This window comes from Paracoccus sediminicola, from assembly GCF_027912835.1.
Lineage (GTDB): Bacteria > Pseudomonadota > Alphaproteobacteria > Rhodobacterales > Rhodobacteraceae > Paracoccus > Paracoccus sediminicola.
This window is the reverse complement of sequence record NZ_CP115768.1, coordinates 1,981,942-2,006,036: the sequence shown is the minus strand read 5'-3', so window position 1 is coordinate 2,006,036 and position 24,095 is coordinate 1,981,942. Positions and strand designations below refer to the sequence as shown.

The window sequence follows — 24,095 nt, the reverse complement described above, 5'->3', positions numbered from 1 at the left end:
ACATGAGAATGGGTGAACTATGCTGAAAATCAACAATCTGCACGCCAAGCTTGAAGAAGAGGACAAGCAGATCCTGAAAGGGGTCTCGCTGGAGGTTCCTCTGGGTGAGGTGCATGCGATCATGGGGCCGAACGGGTCGGGAAAATCGACGACCTCTTATGTGCTCTCAGGCCGCGACGGCTATGAGGTCACCGAAGGCAGCGCCACGCTGAACGGCGACGATCTGCTGGAGATGGAGCCGGAAGAGCGGGCCGCGGCCGGGCTGTTTCTGGCGTTTCAATATCCGGTCGAAATACCGGGTGTGGGCAACATGACCTTTCTACGCACGGCCGCGAATGCGCAGCGCAAGGCGCGCGGCCAAGACGAGCTGTCGGCGGGCGATTTCCTCAAGCTGATCCGCGAGAAGGCCAAAGCGTTGAATATCGACGCCGAGATGCTGAAGCGTCCGGTCAATGTCGGCTTCTCGGGCGGTGAGAAGAAGCGGAACGAGATCCTTCAGATGGCCGTGCTCGAGCCGAAGATGTGCATCCTCGACGAAACCGACTCGGGTCTGGACGTGGATGCTATGCGACTGGTGGCGGATGGGGTGAATGCGCTTCGCTCGCCTGATCGCGGCTTCCTCGTCATCACCCATTATCAGCGCCTGCTGAACCATATCCAGCCGGATGTCGTCCACATCATGTCGGACGGCAAGATCGTCAAGACAGGCGGTCCGGAACTGGCGCTCGAGGTCGAAGAGAACGGCTATGCCGATATCCTCTCGGAGGTCGCCTGATGTCCGAGACCGCAGTCAAGACACGGCAGGTGACGCCGGATGTCGCGGGCGATGACCACGACCCGGCGCTGTCGGCGCGGCTCGATGCGCTGGATCTGCCGGAGGGCGGGTTTACTGCTGCGGCCCGGAAGGACGCGCTGATCCGCCTGCGCGAGATGGGCTTGCCCAAACCGCGTGACGAGTATTGGCGCTATACCAACCCGGCGAAGTTCAACGCACCGGTCCCGGACCTGCTGCCTATCGCTGGCAAGGGGCCGGACGGACCGCTTTTCGAGGATCTCGACCGGCTGAAGCTTGTCTTCGTGGATGGCGCTTTCGACGCGGCTGAATCGGATGATCTTGCGCTTGAAGGTGTCGAGATCGAAACATTGGCGGAGGCTGACAAGGGCGGCGATCACTGGGCCGGCGATCTGTATGGCCAGCTCGAAGCCGCCTCGCAGAAGCGGGTTTCGCGACCGATGGGGGCGCTGAACACGGCGGTGGCACGGGATGGTGCGCTGATCCGCGTGACGGGTTCCCCGGCGCGTCCTGTGCACATCATCCATCGCCGCAGCGATGAAAGCGCCGATGTCTATTACCATCACGTCATCAGCCTTGAGCCGGATGCCGAATTCACCCTGCTGGAAACCGGAATGACCGGGGCGCGGTCGAATTTCGTGGTCGAGGTTGATCTGGCGGAGAGGGCGAAGTTCCACCACATCACCGCAAAGCGCGCAGGCCATGAAAAGCTCGGCTGGGGCGGGGTTTTTGCTCGCGTCGCCGCCGAGGCTCAGTTCAAAAGCTTCACGCTCTCGGTCAACGGCACGCTGATGCGTCATGAGTCGGTGATCGACATTGTCGGCGACGATGCGGTGGCCCATGTCGCGGCGGCGGTGCTCGGCGATGCGGATCGCGGTGATTTCCACCATGACGACACCGTGTTCATCACCCACGCCGCCGAGCGTTGCGAAAGCCGTCAGGTGTTCAAGAAAGTGCTCAAGAACGGTGCCAAGGGCATTTTTCAGGGCAAGATCCTTGTCCAGCCAGGGGCGCAGAAAACCGATGGCTACCAGATCAGCCAGGCGCTGCTTTTGGACGAGGACAGCCAGTTCCTCGGCAAGCCGGAGCTTGAGATCTACGCCGATGACGTGCAATGCAGCCACGGCTCGACCACCGGCGCCATCGACGAGACCGCGTTGTTCTATCTGCGCTCTCGCGGCGTGCCGAAGGATCGCGCGATCGTGCTGATGGTGCTGTCCTTCCTCGCCGATGCGCTGGAAGAAGTCGAGGATGAGACCCTGCGCGAGCAGATCAGCGACCGTCTGGACGCATGGCTGACGCGGCACGCCTGAACGCCGGCATCGTTCCGCGTGTCCTCGCCAGCTGGCAGCGGCCGGGACAGGTGGTTCGTGCTCTGCATCCGATGACGGAGGGTGCCATGCTGGCGATCCTCATGGGCGCCATGCTGGTGTTCCTGATCGCTCAGGCGCCGGGACATGCGCGCTACGCGGCGATGGACCCGTCGATCCCGCTCGGCGGGCGCATCGCCGGCGCGATCATGGCGCTGTTCTTCCTGATGCCGCTGGCGGCCTATGCGGTCGCAGCAATCGTCAGTGTGATCTCGCGGATCGGTCGCCGGCGCATCGCCCCCGAGGCCTCCCGGCTGGCGCTGTTCTGGGCCTTGCTGGCCGTGTCACCGGCGATGCTGCTGTCGGGACTGATCGAGGGTTTCATCGGCCCCGGAGCGGCGCTGACCGTGCTGCGCGCGATATCCGGGCTGGGTTTTCTGTTCATCTGGGGCGCTGGCCTCGTATCTCTGGCGGAGCGGATATGACGCGACAGGATCTGGTCACGCTGGCCCGCAACACGCTGCAACAGCCGGATCTGGCGCTGCGGCAGCTGCAATCGCTCGATCTGCCGATGCCGGTGCGCTGGACCGGCGTCTTGCTGGTCGGCGCGCTGTCGTCGCTGATCTCTGCTCTGATGGCGCAGATGTTTCCGCCTACCGGAGCGGATGCGGGAATCAGCTATCTGACACAGCGCCCGCTGCTTTTCGCCGGCATTCAGGTCTTTGGGATGGTCGTTACGGCCTGGCTGGTTGCCACCGTCGGACGCGCCTTTGGCGGTCGCGGCGACTTCCCGGATTCTCTGCTGGTTGTCACCTGGATCGACTTTCTGCTGGTGCTGATGCACGCGATGCAGGTCGTTGTGTTGCTGGTGTCGCCTTTGCTGGCAAGTGCGCTCGCGCTTGCAATCATCGTGGTGATGGTCTGGATGACGGTTCAGATGGTCAAGGCGCTGCATGGGTTTCAGAGCGCCGCGATGGTTTTCATTGGTGTTATCGGCACCGGGCTCATGGCGACCATCTTCCTCTCCGTGCTGGCCAATATTCTTGGCCTGCTGCCCGAAATTCCCGTTGAGGTGTCGCAATGAGCTTCGATGTCGCGGCCGTTCGCGCCGATTTCCCGATCCTCGCGCGTGAGGTGAACGACCGGCCGCTGGTCTATCTGGACAACGGTGCATCGGCGCAGAAGCCGAGACAGGTGATCGACGCCATCACCCGCGCCTATGAGGGCGAATACGCCAATGTGCATCGCGGGCTGCACTACCTCTCCAACCTGGCCACCGACCGCTACGAGGCGGTGCGCGGCATCATTGCGCGGTTCCTGCACGCGAAAAACGAGGAAGAGGTGATTTTTACCTCCGGCTCGACCGAGGCGATCAATCTGGTCGCCTATGGTTGGGCTGCGCCGCGCTTGCAGGCAGGCGACGAAATCGTGCTTTCGGTGCTGGAACACCACGCCAATATCGTGCCGTGGCATTTCCTGCGCGAGCGTCAGGGCGTGGTGCTGAAATGGGTCGAGCCCGAGCCGGATGGCTCGCTGCCGCCGGAAAAGATTCTGGAAGCGGTCGGACCTAAGACCAGGCTGATCGCCGTGACCCATATGTCGAATGTGACCGGAACCGTGGTCGATGTCGGTGCCATCGCGAAGCGCACCGAGGTGCCGGTTCTGGTCGATGGCAGCCAGGCCGCGGTGCATATGCCAGTCGATGTCGACGCGCTCGGCGTCGATTTCTACTGCATCACCGGTCACAAGCTTTATGGCCCCTCGGGGTCGGGCGCCATCTGGATCCGCGCCGCGCGTCAGGCTGAAATGCGGCCTTTCCTCGGCGGTGGCGATATGATCCGCACCGTGTCGCGCGACAGCGTCGATTATGCGGATCCGCCTCTGCGCTTCGAGGCGGGGACGCCGGGGATCGTGAACCAGATCGGGCTCGGCGCCGCTCTGGATTACATGATGCAACTCGGGATGGAGAACATCGCCGCCCATGAGCGGACCTTGCGCGATCATGCCCGGACCCGCCTGCGTGAGCTAAACTGGCTGAGCATCCAAGGTGACGCGCCCGACAAGGGGGCGATCTTTTCCATGACGATGGACGGGGCGCATGCGCATGATATCTCCACCATCCTCGACAAGCGCGGCATCGCGGTGCGCGCAGGCAGTCACTGCGCCATGCCGCTGATGGATTTCTTCGGCGTTTCGGCCAGCGCCCGGGCGAGCTTCGGCATGTATAACACGCTGGACGAGGTCGACGCGCTGATCGACGGCCTGCAATTCTGCCGCGAGCTTTTTGCATGATCCCCTGTTTCCGCGCGTTGCCCATTGCGGCGGCGCGTGATTGCGGCTAATCACTGCGCCCAAGGCACCCGTAGCTCAGCTGGATAGAGCGCTGCCCTCCGAAGGCAGAGGCCAGAGGTTCGAATCCTCTCGGGTGCGCCATTTCAGAACAGAACTATGAACGCCGAACGCCGCCGTTTCTACGCTAGAAGCGGCGACCAGCGTTCGCAGCAGTTCCGACTTCGATCCCATGATGCGAACCTCGTCGTCGGCGACCTCGACGCGCTGCGCCAGAGCGCGCAGATGGTCGCGTCGGTAGCCGCCATCGTCGAGTCGAATCCGCTCACGAGCCTTGCGGGCGAAGCCCTTGAGCATATCGGGGCTGACGACCTGATTGCCTGAACTGTCGAGGGCGAGCTGTGTGCGCTCGGCGTCGGCGGCGGCCTGATCCCGCAACGCCTTTAGGCTCACCATGCGTTCTTTCGCCATGGCGTCGTCCTTGTCCACCATGCCGGCTTCGATGGCGTCAAAGAGACGGCCGAGCCGCTGGTCGGCTTCCGCGATTCGCCTGTGAAGCTCGGCAAGATGCTCGCGGCGTCGCTCGGTGCGCTCCTGTCGCCGGTCAATGACGCTGGCGAGGACAGTTTCCAGTCGCTTGGGCTGGAGCAGCCGATCCCCGATATGATCGGCGACAAGATGATCCAGCTTGTCCATCGGGATCGTGCGGCCCTTGCAGCCGGTCTTGCCCTGCCGCGCCTTGGTCGAGCAGGTGTAATAGCGGTATGTCGCTCCCGTGCTGCCTTGGCCGGTGCGCAACGTCATCGCACCTCCGCACTTGGCGCAGAAGCAAATGCCTGTCAGCAGCGTGGGGCCGCTGGAGACACGCGCAGGCGTCACCATAGGATTGCGGGATTTGAGGCGGGCTTGCACCGCATCGTAAATCTCGCGCTCGATCAGGGGCGGCACCGCCATGATGGCGACCTCGCTCTCCGGCTTTTTCTCCCGGTTTTTATGCGAGCGTGTGTTGAACCTATGCTCGCCGATATAGGTGGTCCGGGTCAGGATGGCGTGGATTTGCGCCAGGCCCCATTTGCCACCATCACGGGTGAAGAAGCCGCGCTCGTTGAGATAAGTGGCAATAGCCTTGACGCCCATTGCGCCGGACGTGCCGTCACCTTCGAGATAGAGCCGATAGATCAGCCGCACGGTGTCGGCGTGTAGTGGGTCGATCTCCAGCTTTTTCTTGGTCTTCGATCCACGCTGCTCGGCCGCGACGATGCGGTAGCCGATGGGCGGCCGTGCGCCGTTCCAGAACCCTTGCCGGGCGTTCTCGTTCATGGCGCGCAGGACGTGCTTGGCGTTCTCCTTGGACTGATACTCGTCGAATAGCGCCATGATCTGCCGCATCATCTGGTGCATGGGGTCATCCCCCATTTCCTGCGTGATCGACACCAGCTTGACGCCGTTCTTCGCCAGCTTGCGAACGTAGAACTCCATCTCGAAGTGATCGCGGAAGAACCGGCTGAACGAATGGACCACGACAATATCGAAAGGCGCGGGCTTGGACGTGCCAGCCTCGATCATGCGCTGGAACTCGGGGCGCTTGTCATTGGTGGCGGTTGCACCCGGTTCAACATAAGTCTCAACGAGCTGGTAGCCGCGTTGCTCGCAATAGGCTTCACCCTGCCGCTTCTGGTCGGGAATGGAAATGTCATGCTCGGCCTGCCGGGCAGTTGAGACGCGCAGGTAAAGCGCGGCGCGGGCGGTAACGGTTGGGCTGTGCATGTTCATGGCCGGTCTCCCATAGCCTTCTTCGCCTTGGAGCGGTCGATCAGGGGCAGCGCCAGCTCCACGCGGTCATGGACCACCTTGGGCGCGAGCTTGCGGCCGTGGCCCGGCTCAAGCCGCACAAGGCCGTAGCTCTCCATCGTTTTGAGGGTGCGTGACAGATTGGAACCGGCCCGGCCGGTGATTTCCGCCAGTTCTTCCAGCGATGCCGGGGCTTTCTCGGCGATGACGCGAAGCAACTCGCGGTTCCCTGCCGACAGCACCTTGGCGAAGGATTCGGTCGAGGTGAACCACACCTTCGGATCGCCGGGCCCGGGCTTTTCCTCGCCCTTGGCAATCCGCATGGTGCGGGCCTTCATTTCTTCGTAGTCGGCAATCCCGACTTTCAATGTAGTCATAGGGCACCTCGCTCCTTCAACAACGAGTCCACCGCCTGCCAGAAGTCGGCCAGCAGCGTGGCCGCATCCTCGTAGGCGTAAGGCTTCACGGTCTGGAGGCGGTGCCGATGGTCCATCGGTTCGCCACGTCTGCCTCGGCCGACCGGATGGGCATTGTCGAAGCCGACCAGCCGTTCGCCCGAAGGCCCGTGAAGCGTGAGCGAGTAATCGAGACCATGCGGCTTTTCCGGCGAGGCCGGAACGCGGGTGACGACAAACTTCACCCAATGGCCGCCTTCGGGATCGACAAAGAGCACTTGGCCATCAAGGTCTAGAAGCGTGTCGAGGCCCGGATCACGATGCCCGCTCACGCCTTTTTCCTATCAGTTTGTGATAGGAATTGCAAGCTATCATCCGGCTTTCTCGGGCTCAAGAGTTCGTCGAACACATCGCCGAACCAACGCTCGAACACGTTAATCTCGGCCTCGGTGACAGGAATATCCTCCGGCCAATCATCGGTGACGCGCATCCTCCGCCCATTCGGTGCAAGCAGCGGCGCGTCTCCGGCTCGCGCCCGGCCGTCCGGCGCTGAATCGGCGGCGTAATCGAAAAGATCGTCGGGAAGTGGCTCGGGGATTGACTTTCGCGGTCGCCCTTTGCGGGCGCGGCGGCGCTCTGCGCACATGGGATCCTCCTTGGTTCGGTGGATTCCGGGCGCTCAAGGCCCCGGAATTAAGCGCACCATGGAGAGCAGTCGGCGGCCTGTAGCGTGCCGCATTTGCGCCTGTGCGCTGGCGGCACCCCACGGGTCAGACCTAGGGCGAGTTTGGGATGGCATTCTGCCGTCTGGTATCGCCGCTGGATCGCGAATACCTGTCGTTGAGTCCAGCGCGTCGAAGACGGTATTGAGGCACGACTCCAGGCCTACAGAAGCCGACGCAGGCCGTCGTTTAGATCAGCTTGGCTTTCGATCTGCTTGTCCGGCCTTAGGGGTACGTCCACGGATTGGCTGTCGCAGCGTCATAGAAAGCAACTTCGAGCGGAAACCTCTCGTGACGCATGGACGCCAAGGTGTTAGCCTTGGCAATAATCTGTTGATTGCCTGGTGATCCGGGGTCGCCGAACAGACTAACGTAGAGCTTTTTGAACTTACCAGTTCCGAACCGCCGCAAGATATGGTCGTCATTCTCGGCCAGTGAATGCCCAAGGACAAAAAAGCAGTGCCGCCCCTGCTGCGCGTTCGCAGTTAGCTGCTTGAACCCTTGGTAGAGATAGGCGTTGTGCCGGATCTTTGCCTTTTTCTGCGCACTTGACCCCTCGGTGACAAACAGCGGGTACTTGTTGTCATTGATCGCGCGCCGCGCCTGATCAATCAGGCGATCGTTCGTCCTGACCCATGTGAACTTCTGTAGCTCCGTCCCAGCATCGAAGAGATGCAACGCTCCATGAAGGAAATGAACCCTGGCGCTATGGGCCGCGACCTCACCCTGCCAGACGACGTAGTCGGCCATGGGATCGTCTTCATCATTCCCAAAGCCGTCGTTTGTGGCAAGGTCGATGGCCTCGGTGAACGGATTATCCTCATGCATGAGGGTCCAATACAAAAGAAGATCGTAGTTCAGGGTGAAAACTTGACCGTCGTTTTCCCGTCCTAGGAACAGGCTGAGAAATCTCCGACAGGCCCAAAACTTGTCGTGAGGAATATCGCCAGGAACGTCCGGGTGGTTTCCTGCGATGGCGGTTAGAAGTATTTCCTTCAAAGCGTTGGCATCGGCCAGCATCTTGGCGGCTGCATCGGCATGCCCAGGTGTATATATGCCCGCGAGAAGCGCTCCGGCTTCAAGGTTTTTGATGGCGATCTCGAAATCTTGTGTTCCGAGAACTTCGAAAACTTTCACCAGCTCTGGGTTGTTGGAAAAATCAGCCGCGCTGAAGAGCGATCCGTAATGGAAGATATCAGGGCAGCAAGCGATGCTAAACCCGTTTCCAATCAATAGATGGCGCTTCGAGAATCGTCTGGAGTCGGCGATAGCCTCGGAAAAATTCACTAGATCGACCATATAAGCTCCCCCGGCGCTCCTCGAAGCCCGATCCTACTCCGAGTTGTGGCATGCAAGATTATTGATGTCGATCGTGGCGTTGCAGACGTCGTCATTGATTAGCGGATACGGGCAATTTCGGCGCGAAGCTGCCCGTCCGCATCCGCACTACTCGGGTCGGAAATCCGGATGGCTTTCGAACGGCCGGTTTGGGCTATTTACAAACCATGCTGTACGAGCGGAATAGAGTGCGAACCGGTCAGACCTAACTTGCGGCTCGCCGTGCCTTGGCGAAGCCGCGATCCGTGGCGATGAACCGCTCCAGCATGGGCACGATGAGCCTGACGGGATCGGCGACGGGCTGGCCGCTCTCGCGGGCCAGCACCTCGGCATAGGCGACCAGGTCGCGGTGAAGCGGCGCGGGCAGCTCCATCGTCACCTTCACGGGCTTGTCGTCGGGCAGCGGGCCGAGTTTCAGCTTGGTCATGGTCAACCTCCTGCCGGCTCGAACACAAGGTCGCGGGTGACGATGATCGTGACCGGGAAGCCGGGGCGAATGGTGAGCGTCGGCGCAACCTGCAACTGGCGCTGGACGATCTGCTGGCCCGCCTGATTGACGGTATCCTGCGCGCCGTCGCGGATCGCCCGGATCAGCCGGTCCTCGTCGCTCGTCGCCAGCTCCGTGCCGACTGCGAGCAGCGTGGATAGCCCTGCGGCCTTCATCAGATCCCACCAATGATAATCGACGCCATCCTCAAGCCCGGCATAGCCGCTCGCATCCGCGCCCGGCAGGCGCTCCAGAACGATGGAGCGGCCGCCCGGCAGGATCAGGCGATTCCAGACCAGCAACACGCGGCGCTGGCCGAACGTCACGCCATCGTCGTATTGGCCGATGATGCGGGTGCCCTGCGGGATCAGAAGCAGCGAGCCGGTCGGGCTGTCATAGACGTTCTCCGTCACCTGTGCGGTGATCTGGCCGGGCAGATCGGAACGGATGCCGGTTATCAACGCGGCGGGGATCACGGCCCCGGCCTGAAGAATATAGGGCGATGCCGGCGGCCCGACGCGATCCGGGGCGACGGTCTGCCGGTCCACGGGTCCATTGAGGAAAGCCGCGTGCCGGTCCTGCGTCGCAGGCTGCCCGCCGAGGCCAAGACCGGCAAGGCCGGGCATGGCCGTCCCTGCCGGCGCTCCCGTGCGCGGGCCGGACTGGAAAAACACATTGCTCAAGCGCGCGGCTTCTTCCTCGGCCCTGCGGCGTTCTTCTTCGGGATCGACGGCGGGCGTCGGCATGACAGGGGGCGTGACCGGCTGTCCCCTTGTCTGCGCGTCGAGGATCGGACGGCCGAGATCGCCGGGCAGCGCCGGCCCCAAGACAGGGCCGGTATAGTCGCGCGGCAGGCCGGACAAGCCGTCCGCCGTGGGTCGGTTATCGGTCGAATAGAGTTCTTCGCCTCCCGGCCCCGCATCGCGGGTCTGGAGCGCGTAAATCAGCGCGCCGCCGATGCCGAGAAGCGCAACCGCGCCGACGCCTGCCAGCATCTTGCGGGACAGGCGGGTGACGCGAGGCGCTTCAGCGCGCAGGCGCATAGGGGCGGCGGTATCGGTATCGCTCATGAGGACGATCCTCCCGTGGTCGTGCTGGCTGGCTCTGCTGCGGCCTGCGTCGGGTTGGCGCGGACGATCCTGACGACCTGCTGACGATTGCCGCTGCCAAGGCGCAGCTCGGCCGCGCCGAACAGGCGATCCACGATCAGGATGTTCTGATGGATTCGGCTGTTGACGATCTGCGGCTCGCCATTGGAGCCGAGCACGAAGATCGGCGGCATCTCGCCCTGCACGATCCCCGCCGGGAAGACGACATAGACGCGCCGGCCATCGTCGAAGACGGAAATCGGCCGCCATGGCGGGCTGTCGCCCTGCACTTGCATGGCGTAGCGATAGTTCCGCGCCGCCTCGGCCGGGATCACGGGTGCGGCCGGGACCATCTGACGCTGGCCGGCCGGCGGTGCGGGATAGGCCCATGCCACGGCCGGCATGTAGAGCGATTCCCGCGCGCGCAGCTCGAGCATGTAAGTGCGCCGGTCGGTGGTGACGACAAGGTTGGTGGAAATGTCCGGGCGCGTCGGTTTGACAAGGATATAGACACGGCGGTTTGCACCGCTGCCGCTCTCGGTGTCGCCGATGATCCAGCGGGCGGTGTCGCCCGCCGCAATCGGCCCCGCGCCTGTCAGGCTCTCGCCCGGCTCCAGCGCGATCGTCGTGATCTGCCCAACTGCGGCATAGACCTGATAGAGCGCACCTTCCGACCACGGATAAATCTGGATGGCGTTGTAGTAGCCTTCCCGGCGCGGCTCGATGCGGGCGGCGGCGTTGGCGTTCTCGACGCGGCCGGTCGGCGTGCCTGCGGCGGTGCCGCCGCGCGCCACGGTCCATGCCGGGGGCACATGCAGCGGCCGGGGCGTGTTGTCGGTTGCCGCCGCCTGCACGGTCGGCAGCGGCGGCACGCTGGCGTCGTAGCTGAATTGCGGCGTCCGGTTGGTGGCGCAGCCTGCGAGCATGGTCGCCGAAAGCAGCACGGCCGCGATTGTCGGGGTGCGGGTGATCGTCCTCATTGGCTCATCTCCCGCGACCACGAAATCGCATTGACGTAGATTCCCAGCGGATTCGCGCGCAGGCGCTCGGCGTCGCGCGGCGGCTGGATGACGATGGTGAGAATGGCCGTCCATCGTTCCGTGGTGGAAAGCTGGCCGTTCTCGAAATGGCGTTCGGTCCACGCGACGCGGAAGCTGTTGGGAGATGCCCGGATAACGCTCGATACCTCGACGGCGATCTGCTGGCGGCCGACCTTGGTGAAAGGGTCATTGGCGCGGGCGTAATCGTTCAATGCCGCCGCGCCGCGATCCGTGGTCCACTCATAGGCGCGAAGCCAGTTCTGGCGGACAATGATCGCGTCGGCCGGGATCGCGCGGACCTGCTCGATGAAGCGGCCGAGATGGAAAGCAATCTGCGGATCGGTCGGGCGATAGTCGGCATTGGCGGGTGCGACGGTCTGCGCCTGACCGAGATTGTCCACCTGCACCACCCACGGCACCACGGTCCCGCGTGCGGACTGCCAGACCAGCGCCGAGGCAAAGCCGGCAGACAGGATCAGCGAGCCGAAGGCCATGAGCCGCCAGTTCCGCGCCTGCACGCGGGCCGAGCCGATGCGCTCGTCCCATGCCTGCGCGGCCCTCTGATAGGGCGTCTCGGGTTCCGGCGTCCTGCCGTAATGGGTTGCTGGTCGTTTGAAGATGCTCATGAGCGGTCACTTTCGGAAAGGTTGACGGAGGAACCGGAGCCGTGGCTGTCGCCGGAACGGACGGCATGGGCGGTCATGGTGGTGCCGTGGTTGAGGGCCTGCGAACGCTGCATCCGCTGCGCCCAAGCCGGAGGGCTGCTGGCCGGGCTGGATGGCGCGGCTGCGGGATCGGCGCTTGCGCCGCCGACCGTGCCCATGGTGGAGCTGCCGCCCGTCGCGCCGAAGCCGGCCTTTGCGCCAGCGGCGAAGCTGGACTTGACGCTTTCGCTTGCTTGGGATGTTGCGCTGGAGGCAGCGCGTTTGAGCGGCGAGATAGCGGCCGAGCCTGCGGCGCGTGCAACACCGCCAAGGCCGGAAGCAATGCCGGCCGCCCCGGTCTGGCCGAGCGAGCTGAGGCTATAGGCAGCGGTCGCCGCGCCCGCGGCCGTCGCGCCGCCGCGAACGGCCGCGGCTCCACCGGACAGGGCAGCAGCGCCGCCCTTCGCGGCAAGCATGGCCCCGCCACCGGCCGCCGCACCGCCCGCAAGCACCATGCCGCCAGCAGCGAGGCCGGTTCCCACGGCTGCGCCCGCGCCAAGTTGCGGCCCGCCGCTCACGATGCCGTTGGCGATTCCGGGGCCGAAGATGCCAAGGCCGAGCAGCGACAGGGCTGCCAGCACAGTCGCCATGGCGTCGTCGATGGTCGGGGTCGCCCCGCCGAAACCGGCCGTGAATTGCGAAAACAAGGTGCTGCCGATGCCGATGATGACGGCGAGCACCAAGACCTTGATGCCGGAGGACACCACGTTGCCCAAGACCTTTTCGGCCATGAAGGCGGTCTTGCCGAACAGGCCGAAGGGGATCAGCACGAAGCCGGCGAGCGTGGTCAGCTTGAACTCGATCAAGGTGACGAAAAGCTGGATGGCGAGGATGAAGAAAGCCAGCACGACCAGCGCCCATGCAAACAGCAGGCACGCGATCTGGATGAAGTTCTCGAAAAAGGCGATCCAGCCCATCAGGTCGGAAATGGAATCGAGCAGCGGGCGGCCGGCGTCGAGGCCGGTCTGTGCCACGCGGCCAGGTCGCATCAGGTCTTCGACGGAAAAGCCGGTGCCCGACGCCATGAGGCCGAGGCCGGCGAACGACTCGAAGACGATGCGAGCGAGGTTGTTCCAGTTGGAAATGATGTAGGCGAAGACGCCGATGAACAGCGTCTTCTTGACCAGCCGGGCGATGATGTCGTCGTCCGCGCCCCATGCCCAAAACAGCGCGGCGAGCGTCACGTCGATGACGATCAGCGTCGTGGCGATGAAGGCGACCTCGCCGCCGAGCAGGCCGAAACCGCTGTCGATGTAGGAGGTGAAGACCCCTAGAAACGAGTCGATGACGCCTGTGTTGCCCATGGTCAGCGCGCCTCGCTGCGGTCGCGGCCGAGGAAGCGGTCGCGGGATTCCGCCCACGCGGCGAGGCAGTCGGCGTCACTCGCCGCTGCCTCGCCGAGCTGCTGGCAACGGCGCAGGGTTTCGCGCAGGGGATCGGCCGGCGGCTGGATGGCCGGCGCTGGGGGTGGCGCGGAAGGTTCGTCCTTCCTCGCCATGTCGATTGCGGTCGCCGTGACGGCGATGGCGACGAACACCACGGCCCCGAGCCGGGCCAGCATCTTGCCGTCCATGGCGAGCCTCCCGGTCAGTTGTTGTTGTTGTTGTTGAACATCTGCGCGTTGCCCGGCTGGTAGCCGGTGCCGGGCGTGAGGAAGCGACGGCGCTGCTCGCGGCCTTGTTCGGCGGCGGTCGCGCGCTCGGCCTCGGTCAGCGCGTCAGCGCGGCCATTTGCCGAGATGACCGCGATCAGATCGGAAAGCTGCTGCGACTGGAGGGCAAGGAGCTGATTGCCCGCCTGCGTGGCTTGCAGCGCGCCGGTCGCGCCTTGGCTCTGGCCGACCAGCGCGGCCATCTCGGCGCGGTTGCTGTCGATATTGCCGACGACGCCTGCCTGCACGCGCATGGCGTCCTGCAAGCCGCCAACCGTATTTTCCCAACGGCCGCGCGCGTCGGCGACAAGCTGGGCGTCGGTCGCGGACAGCGAGACATTGCCGTATTGGCTCTGGAACGCTTGGTCGATCTGGCCGACCTCGAACGCGAGATTTTGGGCCTGCCCGAGAAGCTGCTGCGTGCGCTGGACGTTCTGCTGGAGCTGCTGGAGCGAGCTATACGGCAGGCTCGCAAGGTTGCGGGCCTGATTAATGAGCATCTGCGCCTCGTTCTGGAGGCTGGTGATCTGGTTATTGATCTGCTCCAGCGTGCGCGCTGCCGTAAGCACGTTCTGCGCGTAGTTGCTCGGGTCATAGACGATGCGGCCGAAGCCGAATTGCGCATGGGCCGGGCTTGCCAGCATGGGCGAAAGCGCGGTCGCGCCGGCGAGCGCCAGCGCGAGGGCGGAGGCCCCGACGATCTTGGTATAGGTCATGGAAGAATCTCCTGCGTGGGGTGGCTATCGAGCCGGGCCGGCGCGGCGGATTCCGGCCGGTCGGCAAGATTGGTGAGGTTCGGGATCAACTCGGCCGCCCAATCGACGCCGCGCTCGCGTAGCCATGCGGCAAGGAAGCCGTCGCGGCCGTGTTCGGCGACGATCTGCGCAATGAGCGTCTGGTCGGATTTGGCGGATGCGGCGCAGAGCGCGAGGCCGACTTCGGACAGGCCCAGCTCGAACAGCCGGTTGCCGCGCCGCGACTGGCAGTAGTAATCCCGCTTGGGCGTCGCCCGCGCGAGGATTTCGATCTGGCGGTCATTGAGGCCGAAGCGGCGGTAGATGGCCGTGATCTGCGGCTCGATGGCCCGCTCGTTGGGCAGCAAGAGGCGCGTCGGGCAGCTCTCGATGATGGCAGGCGCGATATTGCTGCCGTCAATGTCGGACAGGCTTTGTGTGGCGAAGATGACGCTGGCGTTCTTCTTGCGCAGCGTTTTCAGCCATTCGCGGAGCTGGCCGGCGAACCCCTCGTCGTCCAGCGCAAGCCAACCCTCGTCAATGATGAGCAGCGTGGGCCGCCCGTCCAATCTGTCGGCGACGCGGTGAAACAGGTAGGCGAGCACGGCCGGGGCCGCGCCGGTCCCGACAAGGCCCTCGATCTCGAAGGCTTGCACATCGGCCGAGCCAAGGTGTTCGGCTTCGGCATCGAGCAGCCGGCCATAGGCACCGCCGACGCAGAACGGCCGGAGCGCCTGTTTCAGATCGTTGGATTGCAGCAGGACCGCAAGGCCGGTGATCGTGCGTTCCTCGACCGGCGCGGACGCCAGCGAAGTCAGCGCCGTCCACAGATGCTCCTTCACCTCGGGCGTGATGGCGATGCCTTCGCGCATGAGGATTGCCGCGATCCAGTCCGCCGCCCATGCGCGTTCATAAGTGTCATGGATGCGGGCAAGCGGCTGGAGCGAAACGGACGCCTCGTCCCCTTCTGTCAGGCCACCGCCCAAATCGTGCCAATCCCCGCCCATGGCGAGCGCGGCGGCGCGGATGCTGCCTCCGAAGTCGAAGGCGAAGACTTGGCTGGCCGCATAGCGCCGGAACTGCAAAGCCATGAGGGCGAGCAGCACGCTCTTGCCGGCCCCCGTGGGGCCGACGACAAGGGTGTGGCCTACGTCGCCGACATGGAGACTTAGCCGGAACGGGGTTGAGCCTTCGGTCTTTCCAAAGAGCAAAGGGGGCGCACCGAAATGCTCGTCCCGTTCCGGCCCCGCCCACACCGCTGAAAGCGGGATCATGTGGGCGAGATTCAAAGTGCTGATGGGCGGCTGGCGGACATTGGCGTAGGCGTGTCCGGGCAGGCTGCCGAGCCATGCGTCAACCGCGTTGACGCTCTCGGGCATGGCGGTGAAGTCGCGTCCCTGAACGATCTTCTCGACCAGGCGCAGCTTCTCTTGCGCCACGCGCGGGTCGGCATCCCAAACGGTGACGGTCGCCGTGACATAGGCCATGCCCGCCACGTCCGCGCCAAGCTCCTGCAAGGCCATGTCGGCGTCGAGCGCCTTGTTGGCGGCGTCGGTGTCCACAAGGGCGGACGCCTCGTTCGTCATGACCTCTTTCAAGATCGCGGCGACGCTCTTGCGCTTGGCGAACCATTGGCGACGGATGCGGGTCAGCAGCCGGGTCGCATCGGTCTTGTCGAGCAGGATCGCGCGCGTGCTCCACCTGTAGGGGAACGGCAGCCGGTTCATTTCGTCGAGCAGGCCCGGCGTCGTCGCCGTGGGGAAACCCACGATGGTCAGGACGCGCAGATGCGCGTCGCCAAGGCGCGGCTCCAACCCGCCGGTCAACGGCTGGTCGGCAAGCAGCGCGTCGAGGTGCATCGGCACCTCGGGCACGCGAACCCGGTGCCGGTTGGTCGAGATGGTGGAATGAAGGTAGGTCAGCATCGCGCCGTCATCCATCCAACGGCACTCGGGCATGAAGCCGTCGAGCAAGGCCAGCACGCGGTCGGTGCGGTCGATGAAGCCGCGCAGCAGCTCCCACGGGTCCACGCCTGTTTTCTCGCGGCCCTCGTAGAGCCATGTTTCGGCGCGGGCGGCTTCCTCGGCCGGAGGCAGATAGAGGAAGGTCAGGAAGTAGCCGGACACGAAATGCGCGCCCGCTTCCTCGAAACCGGCTTTGCGCTCTGCATCGACCAGCGCCGATGCGGCATCGGGAAAGGTGCTGTCGGGATAGGTCGCGGCCTCGCTGCGCTGCGCCTCGACGAAGATGCTCCAGCCGGAGCCGAGACGGCGCACGGCGTTGTTGATGCGGCCGGCGACGGCGACCAGCTCGGCGGCGACGGCGGAATCCAGATCGGGACCGCGAAACTTCGCCGTCCTCTGGAAACTGCCGTCCTTGTTCAAGACGACGCCGGAGCCGAGCAATGCGGCCCATGGCAGATAGTCGGCGAGCCGGGCGGCGGTGCGGCGATATTCGGAAAGGTTCATCATGGCCGCGCCCTCACGCCGCCAGATGGCCGGGGATGCGCAGATGCCTGCGCCCGACCTCGACGAATTGGGGATCGCGCTTCGCCGCCCACACGGCCGCGAAATGGCCGATGGCCCATATGGCGAGGCCGACCAGCCAGAGGCGCAGGCCGAGGCCCACGGCCCCGGCCAGCGTGCCGTTCAGAATCGCGATGGAGCGCGGTGCGCCGCCGAGCAGGATATGCTCGGTCAACGCCCGGTGGACCGGGACCGTGAATCCCGGCACCGCGTCGAGCTGTTCGAGGCCGCCCGCCATCAGATGAGCGCCCCGCCGCCGAACGAGAAGAACGACAGGAAGAAGCTCGACGCCGCGAAGGCGATGGACAGGCCGAACACGATCTGGACCAGCTTGCGAAAGCCGCCGCCCGTATCGCCGAAGGCCAAAGTCAGGCCGGTCACGATGATGATGATGACGGCGATGATCTTGGCGACCGGCCCCTCGATGGATTGCAGGATGCTTTGGAGCGGCGCTTCCCATGGCATCGACGAACCGGACGCATGGGCGGCCGGGGCAAGCATGAGACTGGAGGCAAGGGCGGATGCGGCGGTCGCGGCGAAGCGATAGCCGCGCGTAAGGGTGCGGATCATGAAGAGTCTCCTGTGTTGGTGGGGATTGCCAATGGGCTGGGGTGTGTGATGCGGTAGTCGCCGTCCGGCCCCAGCCCCTCGACGCGGGCAAGCTCGGCCAGCCGGCGCGCGGAACCGCGCCCAGCAAGGACGGCAACAAGGTCGATGGTCTCGGCGATCAGCGCGCGCGGGACGGTGACGACAGCCTCTTGGATGAGCTGTTCAAGGCGACGGAGCGCGCCGATGCCGGTGCCGGCATGGATGGTGCCGATCCCGCCCGGATGCCCGGTGCCCCACGCTTTCAGAAGGTCGAGGGCTTCGGCACCGCGCACCTCGCCAATGGGAATACGGTCGGGGCGCAGGCGCAGCGAGGAACGGACCAGATCGGAAAGCGTCGCCACGCCGTCTTTCGTCCGCATGGCGACAAGGTTGGGCGCGGCGCATTGCAGCTCGCGGGTGTCTTCAATGATGACGACGCGATCCTGCGTCTTCGCCACCTCGGCGAGCAGCGCGTTAGTCAGGGTGGTTTTGCCGGTGCTGGTGCCGCCAGCCACCAAGATATTGGCGCGGGCTGCGACGGCTTCGCGCAGCGTTTCCGCCTGATCGGCGGTCATGATGCCGGCGGTCACATAGTTGTCGAGCGTGAACACCGCGACGGCGGGTTTGCGGATGGCGAAGGCCGGCGCGGCGACTACGGGCGGCAGCAGGCCCTCGAACCTCTCTCCGCTCTCCGGCAGCTCGGCCGAGACGCGCGGGCTGCGGGCGTGAACCTCCGCGCCGACATGGTGCGCGACCAGCCGCACGATGCGTTCGCCATCGGCGGCGGACAGGCGCTCGCCTGTATCGGACAGCCCTTCGGAGAGTCGGTCGATCCACAACCGCCCGTCCGGGTTCAACATCACCTCGACCACGGCCGGGTCTTCGAGCAGTCGGGCAATCGCGGGACCGAGCGCGGTGCGCAACATGCGTGCGCCGCGTGCAATGGCTTCCGGTCTTTGGTGGTTGGTGGTCATGTCGGCCCCGGCTTCTGGCGGGGACGCGACAGGCAGTCCCCGGATCGGGGTCGATTAAGAGAGGCCGAAATCCGGCCGGTTCAACAAGTATCTAGCTGCGTGCGGTGATCGGCGGCCAACGGCGGTAAATAGGATAGATAGCGGCTCGCAACCTAGCGTTCAAATCTATGCCGGCAGGCGAATCGCGCCGCTTTGAATAGCGTCGGTCAACGTATCGACCATCTCATTGCGGGACTTGCCATCAACTAGAAGCGCATGCCGCTCAAGGTCTCCAAGCGAAGAGAATTGCCCGTGGAGAGCCGCGATGGCTTCCGGTGTAATTGTCTCGTCGCCGCGTTCGTGGCAACGCTGGATTGCGTTCTCCAAGGAGGGTCGCAGAACGGCATAGTGAAGGGGTAAGGAAGTTGCCCTGAACGGCTCCAGAAACCATGGCCCGATTATCCCATCCACTATCACGAAGTAACCGCCTTTGGCGTAACTGGCCGCCGCATTCGATAGTGCATCAATGACAACCGCATTCTGCCTATGAGCCTCGGGTAAGTAAGGCGGAATTGCTCCATTCTTGATGAAATGCCAGAAATCATCTGAGTGAAGATGAACCTTTGGCGAACCTGACTGCATAGCGAGAAGCTGCGCCGTTGTGGTCTTTCCTGAACCCGGAGTTCCGGTAAGTATAAGAATTTCACCTGCGTTATCCATGCTACACCGTTAGCATGAAGCTGGAGTCTTGTCAGCAGGCTCTGTCTTCCGAAGCTCGGGTTTCACTCGGCAGCATCGTCTTGTTCCCGCCCCAGCGCGCCATCGCGGTCGAAATCTCGCGATAGCTCTTTAAGGAACCCGTCACCCGTCGCCAGCCGCCGGCCGAGGGTCTGCATGAAGCCCTCGAACCGCTCCGCGCCCTTTGCGCGGGCGGCGGATTGCGCAGTTCCCGTGAGCGGCGGCGTGATGGTCATCCAGAAATGGATGAACTGCGCGACCGTCTCGCCAAGAACGGCAAGGTCCATGTCGAGCGTGTCGATCTGGCGGCCAAGCTTGTCCAATCGGCGCGACATGGCGGCTTCTAGCCGGTCTGCGGAATCGCCGGACAGGTAGGACATGACCGCCGCCTCCACTATGGCGGATTTCGAGACCTTGCGGCGCAGCGCCAGCGACTCGATCTGCGGCATGAGCGCCGGGTCGAAATAGAGGTTCAGGCGGGTTCTGGTTGTCATGGGCGTGTCCTCAAAGGTCGATTCCGTCATCGGGGTTCATCGCCACCTGCCGCGCCACCATCCTCATGCGCTGGCGCATGGCGCGGGCCTTGGCCGCGTCAACGTCCGGCTCGTCGTCCAGAAACTCGAACTCCTGTTCTGGCGGCGGCGGCGCGATGACTTCCTCATGCTCGGGCAATTCCGGCTCGCGGCGGATGCCGGCATTGGCCGGATCGCCTTCGGCCTCGCTTTCGGGGTCTGTCGCGGAACGGCTATCCGCCGCGACCACGCGGCCGGACCAGTCATCGGTCGATGGGCCGGGCGCCAACCGAGCGGCGACCGGGTTGGGCGGGGTCAGGATGCGTTCCTGAAACCGGCCGTCCTCATAGTAGCGGGCCTTGGTTGCCCGGATCGGCGGCGTGCCCGCGACCATGACGATTTCATCGGTAGGCGGAAGCTGCATGATTTCGCCGGGCGTCATCAGCGGGCGCGCGGTCTCTTGGCGCGACACCATGAGATGCCCAAGCCACGGCGCGAGGCGATGACCGGCATAGTTCGTGGAATCGCGCAGCTCGGTTGCGGTGCCGAGCGCGTCGCTCACTCGCTTGGCGGTGCGTTCGTCGTTCGTGGCAAAGCTCACGCGGACATGGCAATTGTCGAGGATCGCGTTGTTCGGCCCATAGGCCCGCTCGATCTGGTTGAGGCTCTGCGCGATCAGGAAGCCCTTGAGGCCGTAGCCCGCCATAAAGGCCAATGCGGACTCGAAAAAATCCAACCGGCCGAGCGCAGGAAACTCGTCCAGCATCAACAGCAAGCGATGGCGCTTGCCGGAGGTGGTCAATTCCTCGGTCAACCGTCTGCCGATCTGATTGAGGATCAGGCGGATAAGCGGCTTGGTGCGGTTTATGTCGGATGGTGGCACGACCAGATAGAGCGTGGCGGGCTGGCGGCTGCCGACCAGTTCGGCAATTCGCCAATCGCATCGCGCCGTCACCCGCGCCACCACGGGATCGCGGTAGAGGCCGAGAAACGACATGGCGGTGCTCAATACGCCCGACCGTTCGTTCTCGGATTTGTTCAACAACTCGCGGGCCGACGACGCGATGACGGGATGAACGCCAGCCTCGCCGAGATGCGGCGTGTCCATCATGGCGCGCAAGGTCGCCTCGACCGGACGGCGGGGATCGGACAGGAAGTTGGCGACGCCCGCCAGCGTCTTGTCTTTCTCAGCATAGAGAACATGCAGGATCGCGCCGACCAGAAGCGAATGGCTGGTCTTTTCCCAATGGTTGCGCTTGTCGAGGCTCCCTTCCGGGTCCACCAGAATGTCCGCGATGTTCTGAACGTCGCGGACTTCCCATTCGCCTTGGCGGACCTCCAGCAGCGGATTGTAGGCGGATGATCTGGCGTTGGTCGGATCGAACAGCAGGACGCGGCCATGCTTCGCGCGAAAGCCCGCTGTTAGAGTCCAGTTCTCGCCTTTTATGTCGTGGACAATGGCGGATGCGGGCCATGTCAGCAGCGTCGGCACTACCAGCCCGACGCCCTTGCCGCTGCGGGTCGGGGCGAAGCACAGGACATGCTCGGGGCCGTCATGGCGCAGATAGTCCCGGTCGTATCGGCCGAGCACGACGCCATCGGGGCCGAGCAATCCGGCCGCGCGGATTTCCCGATCCTCGGCCCATCGCGCCGAACCGTAGGTGGCGACGTTGCGCGCTTCTCGCGCCCGGATGATCGACATGAAGATGGCGGCGGCGATGGCGAGGAAACCGCCCGAGACGGCGATGATGCCGCCCTCGACGAAGATCGCGGGCGCGTAGGCGTCGAACGAAAACCACCACCAGAAGAAGGCGGGCGGATAATAGACCGGCAGGCCCGCCAGCTCGAACCATGCTGCTCCAAGCTGCGGCTGAAAGCCGAGGCGGAATGCCGTCCATTGCGTCGCTGCCCACACCATCACCAGAACGATGGTGAAGACGACTGCGATTTGACCCCAAAGGATTCGGCCTCCGCGCAATGCAGGCTCCAATCGGCAAGAGAGATGGAGCCGATCAGAGAATAAGCGTTTGCGCGGGAGGCAATAGGAAAGATGATGCGGGAGGGCTGCCGGATACTATCGGCGGCAAATAGGATGGGTGCTCGCAATTTCGAGCACATCCAAATGAATCAATTAGATCGGCTCATCTTGTCAGCGAGTCCAAGCAAATTTCGGAGCGCAACACTGCGATTGTGAGGCGACCAGACCGCCGAGAAAGCGACCGGCTCGGGTTCGTCGGTGATCGGCAGAAAGACCACCCCGGATGTTGGCAAGAGGGACGAAGCCGCACCTATGACAGTGATACCGAAATCCTGTCCCACCATCGACAGCAAGGTGCCGCGCCCAACATCAAATCTAAGGATCGAAGGCGCGGGCCAGATTCCGGCAAGGCGTAAAACGATATGGTCATGCACTTGTGGGCCGGTGCCACCATGTCTGACGATGAACGTGTCCGCTGCCAGATCAGCCCATGTGGCGGCCGAGCGTCCAACAAGAGCGTGCCGCGCCGACACAGCGGCTAAAAGGGGTTCGGTCCATATTCGCCGGGAATGGCAGTCAGGCGGTTTGGGCGTGCCGGCAACGAACGCAATATCCAGCCGGTCTGCTCGAAGCTGCGTGAGAGTATCGCGTGCTGTGCCCTCCGTGATTTCGATGTCGAGATTGGGATGGTCCTTCCGATACTGGCCAATCAGCTCTGCAAGGAAGCTGCCCGGAATCAGGGCATAGACACCGATGCGTAGCCGGCCGCATTCGCCTTGCGCTGTCATGCCGGCGGTCTTGACGGCGTGATCGAGTTGATCGACGCCTGCCGCGACCCGCTCCATGAAGTGTCTGCCTGCATCCGTCAGCCGGACGCCTCGCGCATGGCGCTCGAACAGCAGGACACCAAGATTTTCTTCCAACGCCTTAACACGCGCGCTGACACTCGACTGACTGACGCCGAGCGCGTTGGCCGCGTGCCGAAAGTTCAGATGCTCAGCGACGGCAATGAATTGAACAAGGGAAATGAGCGGTATCCTGCCGGACAGGATACCGCCATTCACCAGGCTGCGATGGCGGGTGCGCCGCATGGGTGCTGGCCGTCCTACCAATTGCCGGTTAGACGACTGGCGACCTCTCGGGAGGATCGTCGCGGGATCGGAGTAGCGCCAGACCCGCCGATACCAGCACCGCCATCGTCGTCGCGTAACAGATCACGGGCCATGCCGTGTCGCCATTTAATAGCGTCACCGCCAATGTCCCGACGATGCTGACGATTAGGCTTTGGATGCAGAAGTAGAACGCGACTGCCGATCCTGCGATGTCGTCGAACTGTGCGAGAGCGCCATTGGCGGTGACGGACACCGTGAAAACAATACCCACCGCCATAACCCACATCGGCAGGATGAAGGTTAGGAATGACGGCGAGCCAAAGAGTTCGCCGATCCCCAACAGGACCGCTCCGCAAACGAGCAGCGCCATCCCCCGCGCCACGCATCCCGCGATGCCCCATCTGGCGACAAAGGACTTCGCGAAGCGGGTTGTCACGATCATGACGAACGCGACAGTGGCGAAGGCTAAGCTAAATCCGATCTCCGAATAGTCCGCTTGGCCTATGAGCACGCGGGGGGCCGTCGAGAAGAAGACAAAGAAGGTGCCCATGCCGGCGCTAAAGCCGACCGTGTAAACCCAAAAGGCTGGACTCGCGAAGATCGGCAAAACGGATCGGCGCGTCTTTGCTTCATCCAACGGGTGGGTTTCGTGCCATCTGAAACCGGCATTCAAGAGTGCGGGCAATGCAAGTGCAGCCAGCATGACGAATATCGCCCGCCATCCGAAAAACTCGCTGATCAGTGCTCCGGCGATGGGGCCAAGGGCGGGCACAAAGGCCAGCATCGAACTGAAAAGACCGTAGATGACGACGCCCTCGGGCCGGCTGGCATAAACGTCGCGAACCGTCGCGAACGTCGCCACCAGCGCCGCCGACGCGCCGACCGCTTGTAGCAGGCGGAAAGCGACGAAGGCTGCGGCCGTTGACGACCATGCAGCTCCGAGAGAAGCGACGATGAAAAGCGCCCCGCCCGCAAGCAAGATTGGCCGTCGCCCGATGCGATCCGAAATCGGCCCGAAAATCACCTGTCCCACGCCGAGCATCACCATGTAGAGGCTCAACGTGAGTTGGATCATGGATGGCGTCGTATTCAGGATGCCGGGCATCGCCGGAACGACGGGAAGATAAATATCCATCGCCAGTGACGCGAGGATGTCGAAAGGAGCCATCAGCAGCAGGGCTGCCGGCAACGTATAGGCCCACGTGGGGCGTGTGGTGGTCATGACGAATCAACCGCTCGATTAAGGATTCCGGGCGGCGTCTGCTCGTCAGCAATCAAACAGGATTGGTCTTACAGAACGCCGCAACAACAATGCTTGTTGTTGCGGCTTACTTGTCTGCTGTAATA

26 protein-coding genes, 1 tRNA gene and 1 pseudogene are annotated in these 24,095 nt (G+C 63.8%); 7 read left to right on the top strand and 21 right to left on the bottom strand.

What is annotated here, in order from left to right:
• Positions 1-19 precede the first annotated feature (19 nt).
• The 7 genes from sufC to PAF18_RS09915 all read left to right on the top strand — a co-directional run bounded on the left by sufC (position 20) and on the right by PAF18_RS09915 (position 4,776).
• The gene (gene sufC / locus PAF18_RS09945; RefSeq protein WP_271115568.1) at positions 20-775 is read left to right on the top strand and encodes a Fe-S cluster assembly ATPase SufC; all 756 of its coding nucleotides are present in this window, start codon (positions 20-22) and stop codon (positions 773-775) included.
• A complete protein-coding gene (locus tag PAF18_RS09940; protein ID WP_271115567.1) occupies positions 775-2,106 on the top strand; it encodes a SufB/SufD family protein in 1,332 nt (443 codons plus the stop codon). The genes sufC and PAF18_RS09940 overlap by 1 nt, the downstream gene beginning before the upstream one ends.
• The gene (locus tag PAF18_RS09935) at positions 2,085-2,588 is read left to right on the top strand and encodes a hypothetical protein (protein ID WP_271115566.1); all 504 of its coding nucleotides are present in this window, start codon (positions 2,085-2,087) and stop codon (positions 2,586-2,588) included. Before PAF18_RS09940 ends, PAF18_RS09935 begins: the two co-directional genes overlap by 22 nt.
• Entirely contained in the window at positions 2,585-3,187 is a 603-nt protein-coding gene (locus PAF18_RS09930; protein ID WP_271115565.1) for a YIP1 family protein, read from the top strand. The genes PAF18_RS09935 and PAF18_RS09930 overlap by 4 nt, the downstream gene beginning before the upstream one ends.
• On the top strand, positions 3,184-4,395 hold the full coding sequence (locus tag PAF18_RS09925) for a cysteine desulfurase (protein ID WP_271115564.1): 1,212 nt from the start codon (positions 3,184-3,186) through the stop codon (positions 4,393-4,395). Before PAF18_RS09930 ends, PAF18_RS09925 begins: the two co-directional genes overlap by 4 nt.
• A 64-nt stretch (positions 4,396-4,459) precedes the next feature.
• Positions 4,460-4,536 (top strand) — tRNA-Arg (locus PAF18_RS09920).
• A 15-nt stretch (positions 4,537-4,551) separates the two neighbouring features.
• Positions 4,552-4,776: a hypothetical protein gene (locus tag PAF18_RS09915; RefSeq protein WP_271115563.1), complete on the top strand. Its 225-nt coding sequence runs from the start codon at positions 4,552-4,554 to the stop codon at positions 4,774-4,776.
• Positions 4,777-5,112: 336 nt separating this feature from the next.
• On the opposite strand, the pseudogene PAF18_RS09910 reads toward PAF18_RS09915, so the two are convergent.
• The 21 genes and pseudogenes from PAF18_RS09910 to floR form a co-directional block, all read right to left on the bottom strand.
• Positions 5,113-6,159, bottom strand: a pseudogene (locus PAF18_RS09910) (recombinase family protein); the annotation flags it as partial.
• Positions 6,160-6,161: 2 nt separating this feature from the next.
• On the bottom strand, positions 6,162-6,560 hold the full coding sequence (locus PAF18_RS09905; protein ID WP_271115562.1) for an HVO_A0114 family putative DNA-binding protein: 399 nt from the start codon (positions 6,558-6,560) through the stop codon (positions 6,162-6,164).
• Entirely contained in the window at positions 6,557-6,910 is a 354-nt protein-coding gene (locus PAF18_RS09900; protein ID WP_271115561.1) for a toxin-antitoxin system TumE family protein, read from the bottom strand. The genes PAF18_RS09905 and PAF18_RS09900 overlap by 4 nt, the downstream gene beginning before the upstream one ends.
• A complete protein-coding gene (locus tag PAF18_RS09895; RefSeq protein WP_271115560.1) occupies positions 6,907-7,224 on the bottom strand; it encodes a hypothetical protein in 318 nt (105 codons plus the stop codon). The genes PAF18_RS09900 and PAF18_RS09895 overlap by 4 nt, the downstream gene beginning before the upstream one ends.
• A gap of 301 nt (positions 7,225-7,525) precedes the next feature.
• Positions 7,526-8,599 (bottom strand): DUF4917 family protein, encoded by a 1,074-nt coding sequence (locus PAF18_RS09890; protein ID WP_271115559.1) that lies wholly within the window; start codon positions 8,597-8,599, stop codon positions 7,526-7,528.
• A 244-nt stretch (positions 8,600-8,843) separates the two neighbouring features.
• The gene (locus PAF18_RS09885) at positions 8,844-9,065 is read right to left on the bottom strand and encodes a DUF2274 domain-containing protein (RefSeq protein ID WP_271115558.1); all 222 of its coding nucleotides are present in this window, start codon (positions 9,063-9,065) and stop codon (positions 8,844-8,846) included.
• A 2-nt stretch (positions 9,066-9,067) separates the two neighbouring features.
• On the bottom strand, positions 9,068-10,195 hold the full coding sequence (locus tag PAF18_RS09880) for a TraB/TrbI/VirB10 family type IV secretion system protein (protein WP_271115557.1): 1,128 nt from the start codon (positions 10,193-10,195) through the stop codon (positions 9,068-9,070).
• Positions 10,192-11,193 (bottom strand): P-type conjugative transfer protein TrbG, encoded by a 1,002-nt coding sequence (trbG, locus tag PAF18_RS09875; protein WP_271115556.1) that lies wholly within the window; start codon positions 11,191-11,193, stop codon positions 10,192-10,194. Before trbG ends, PAF18_RS09880 begins: the two co-directional genes overlap by 4 nt.
• Positions 11,190-11,879 carry a conjugal transfer protein TrbF gene (gene trbF / locus PAF18_RS09870; RefSeq protein ID WP_271115555.1) on the bottom strand — a complete coding sequence of 230 codons (690 nt, stop codon included), beginning with the start codon at positions 11,877-11,879 and terminating at the stop codon, positions 11,190-11,192. Before trbF ends, trbG begins: the two co-directional genes overlap by 4 nt.
• The gene (gene trbL, locus PAF18_RS09865) at positions 11,876-13,261 is read right to left on the bottom strand and encodes a P-type conjugative transfer protein TrbL (RefSeq protein WP_271115554.1); all 1,386 of its coding nucleotides are present in this window, start codon (positions 13,259-13,261) and stop codon (positions 11,876-11,878) included. Before trbL ends, trbF begins: the two co-directional genes overlap by 4 nt.
• Before the next feature lie 2 nt (positions 13,262-13,263).
• Positions 13,264-13,530: a putative entry exclusion protein TrbK-alt gene (gene trbK-alt, locus PAF18_RS09860; protein WP_271115553.1), complete on the bottom strand. Its 267-nt coding sequence runs from the start codon at positions 13,528-13,530 to the stop codon at positions 13,264-13,266.
• A 14-nt stretch (positions 13,531-13,544) separates the two neighbouring features.
• Positions 13,545-14,324 carry a P-type conjugative transfer protein TrbJ gene (trbJ, locus tag PAF18_RS09855; protein ID WP_271115552.1) on the bottom strand — a complete coding sequence of 260 codons (780 nt, stop codon included), beginning with the start codon at positions 14,322-14,324 and terminating at the stop codon, positions 13,545-13,547.
• Positions 14,321-16,813, bottom strand: a complete 2,493-nt coding sequence (trbE, locus tag PAF18_RS09850; RefSeq protein WP_271115551.1) for a conjugal transfer protein TrbE — start codon at positions 16,811-16,813, stop codon at positions 14,321-14,323. The genes trbJ and trbE overlap by 4 nt, the downstream gene beginning before the upstream one ends.
• Before the next feature lie 10 nt (positions 16,814-16,823).
• Positions 16,824-17,105, bottom strand: a complete 282-nt coding sequence (locus PAF18_RS09845; protein WP_271115550.1) for a VirB3 family type IV secretion system protein — start codon at positions 17,103-17,105, stop codon at positions 16,824-16,826.
• Positions 17,105-17,437 carry a TrbC/VirB2 family type IV secretion system protein gene (locus tag PAF18_RS09840; RefSeq protein ID WP_271115549.1) on the bottom strand — a complete coding sequence of 111 codons (333 nt, stop codon included), beginning with the start codon at positions 17,435-17,437 and terminating at the stop codon, positions 17,105-17,107. Before PAF18_RS09840 ends, PAF18_RS09845 begins: the two co-directional genes overlap by 1 nt.
• Positions 17,434-18,381 carry a P-type conjugative transfer ATPase TrbB gene (trbB, locus tag PAF18_RS09835; RefSeq protein WP_434802215.1) on the bottom strand — a complete coding sequence of 316 codons (948 nt, stop codon included), beginning with the start codon at positions 18,379-18,381 and terminating at the stop codon, positions 17,434-17,436. The genes PAF18_RS09840 and trbB overlap by 4 nt, the downstream gene beginning before the upstream one ends.
• Before the next feature lie 213 nt (positions 18,382-18,594).
• Complete coding sequence (locus PAF18_RS09830) at positions 18,595-19,128, bottom strand: ATP-binding protein (protein ID WP_271115547.1); 534 nt, start codon at positions 19,126-19,128, stop codon at positions 18,595-18,597.
• Between the two features lie 62 nt (positions 19,129-19,190).
• Positions 19,191-19,640, bottom strand: coding sequence for a ribbon-helix-helix domain-containing protein (locus PAF18_RS09825; RefSeq protein WP_271115546.1), 450 nt, complete (start codon positions 19,638-19,640; stop codon positions 19,191-19,193).
• A gap of 10 nt (positions 19,641-19,650) precedes the next feature.
• Positions 19,651-21,636 carry a conjugal transfer protein TraG gene (locus tag PAF18_RS09820; protein WP_271115545.1) on the bottom strand — a complete coding sequence of 662 codons (1,986 nt, stop codon included), beginning with the start codon at positions 21,634-21,636 and terminating at the stop codon, positions 19,651-19,653.
• A 149-nt stretch (positions 21,637-21,785) separates the two neighbouring features.
• Positions 21,786-22,727: a LysR family transcriptional regulator gene (locus PAF18_RS09815; protein ID WP_289624979.1), complete on the bottom strand. Its 942-nt coding sequence runs from the start codon at positions 22,725-22,727 to the stop codon at positions 21,786-21,788.
• A 28-nt stretch (positions 22,728-22,755) separates the two neighbouring features.
• Positions 22,756-23,970, bottom strand: a complete 1,215-nt coding sequence (floR, locus tag PAF18_RS09805; RefSeq protein ID WP_271115544.1) for a chloramphenicol/florfenicol efflux MFS transporter FloR — start codon at positions 23,968-23,970, stop codon at positions 22,756-22,758.
• Between the last annotated feature and the right edge of the window lie 125 nt (positions 23,971-24,095).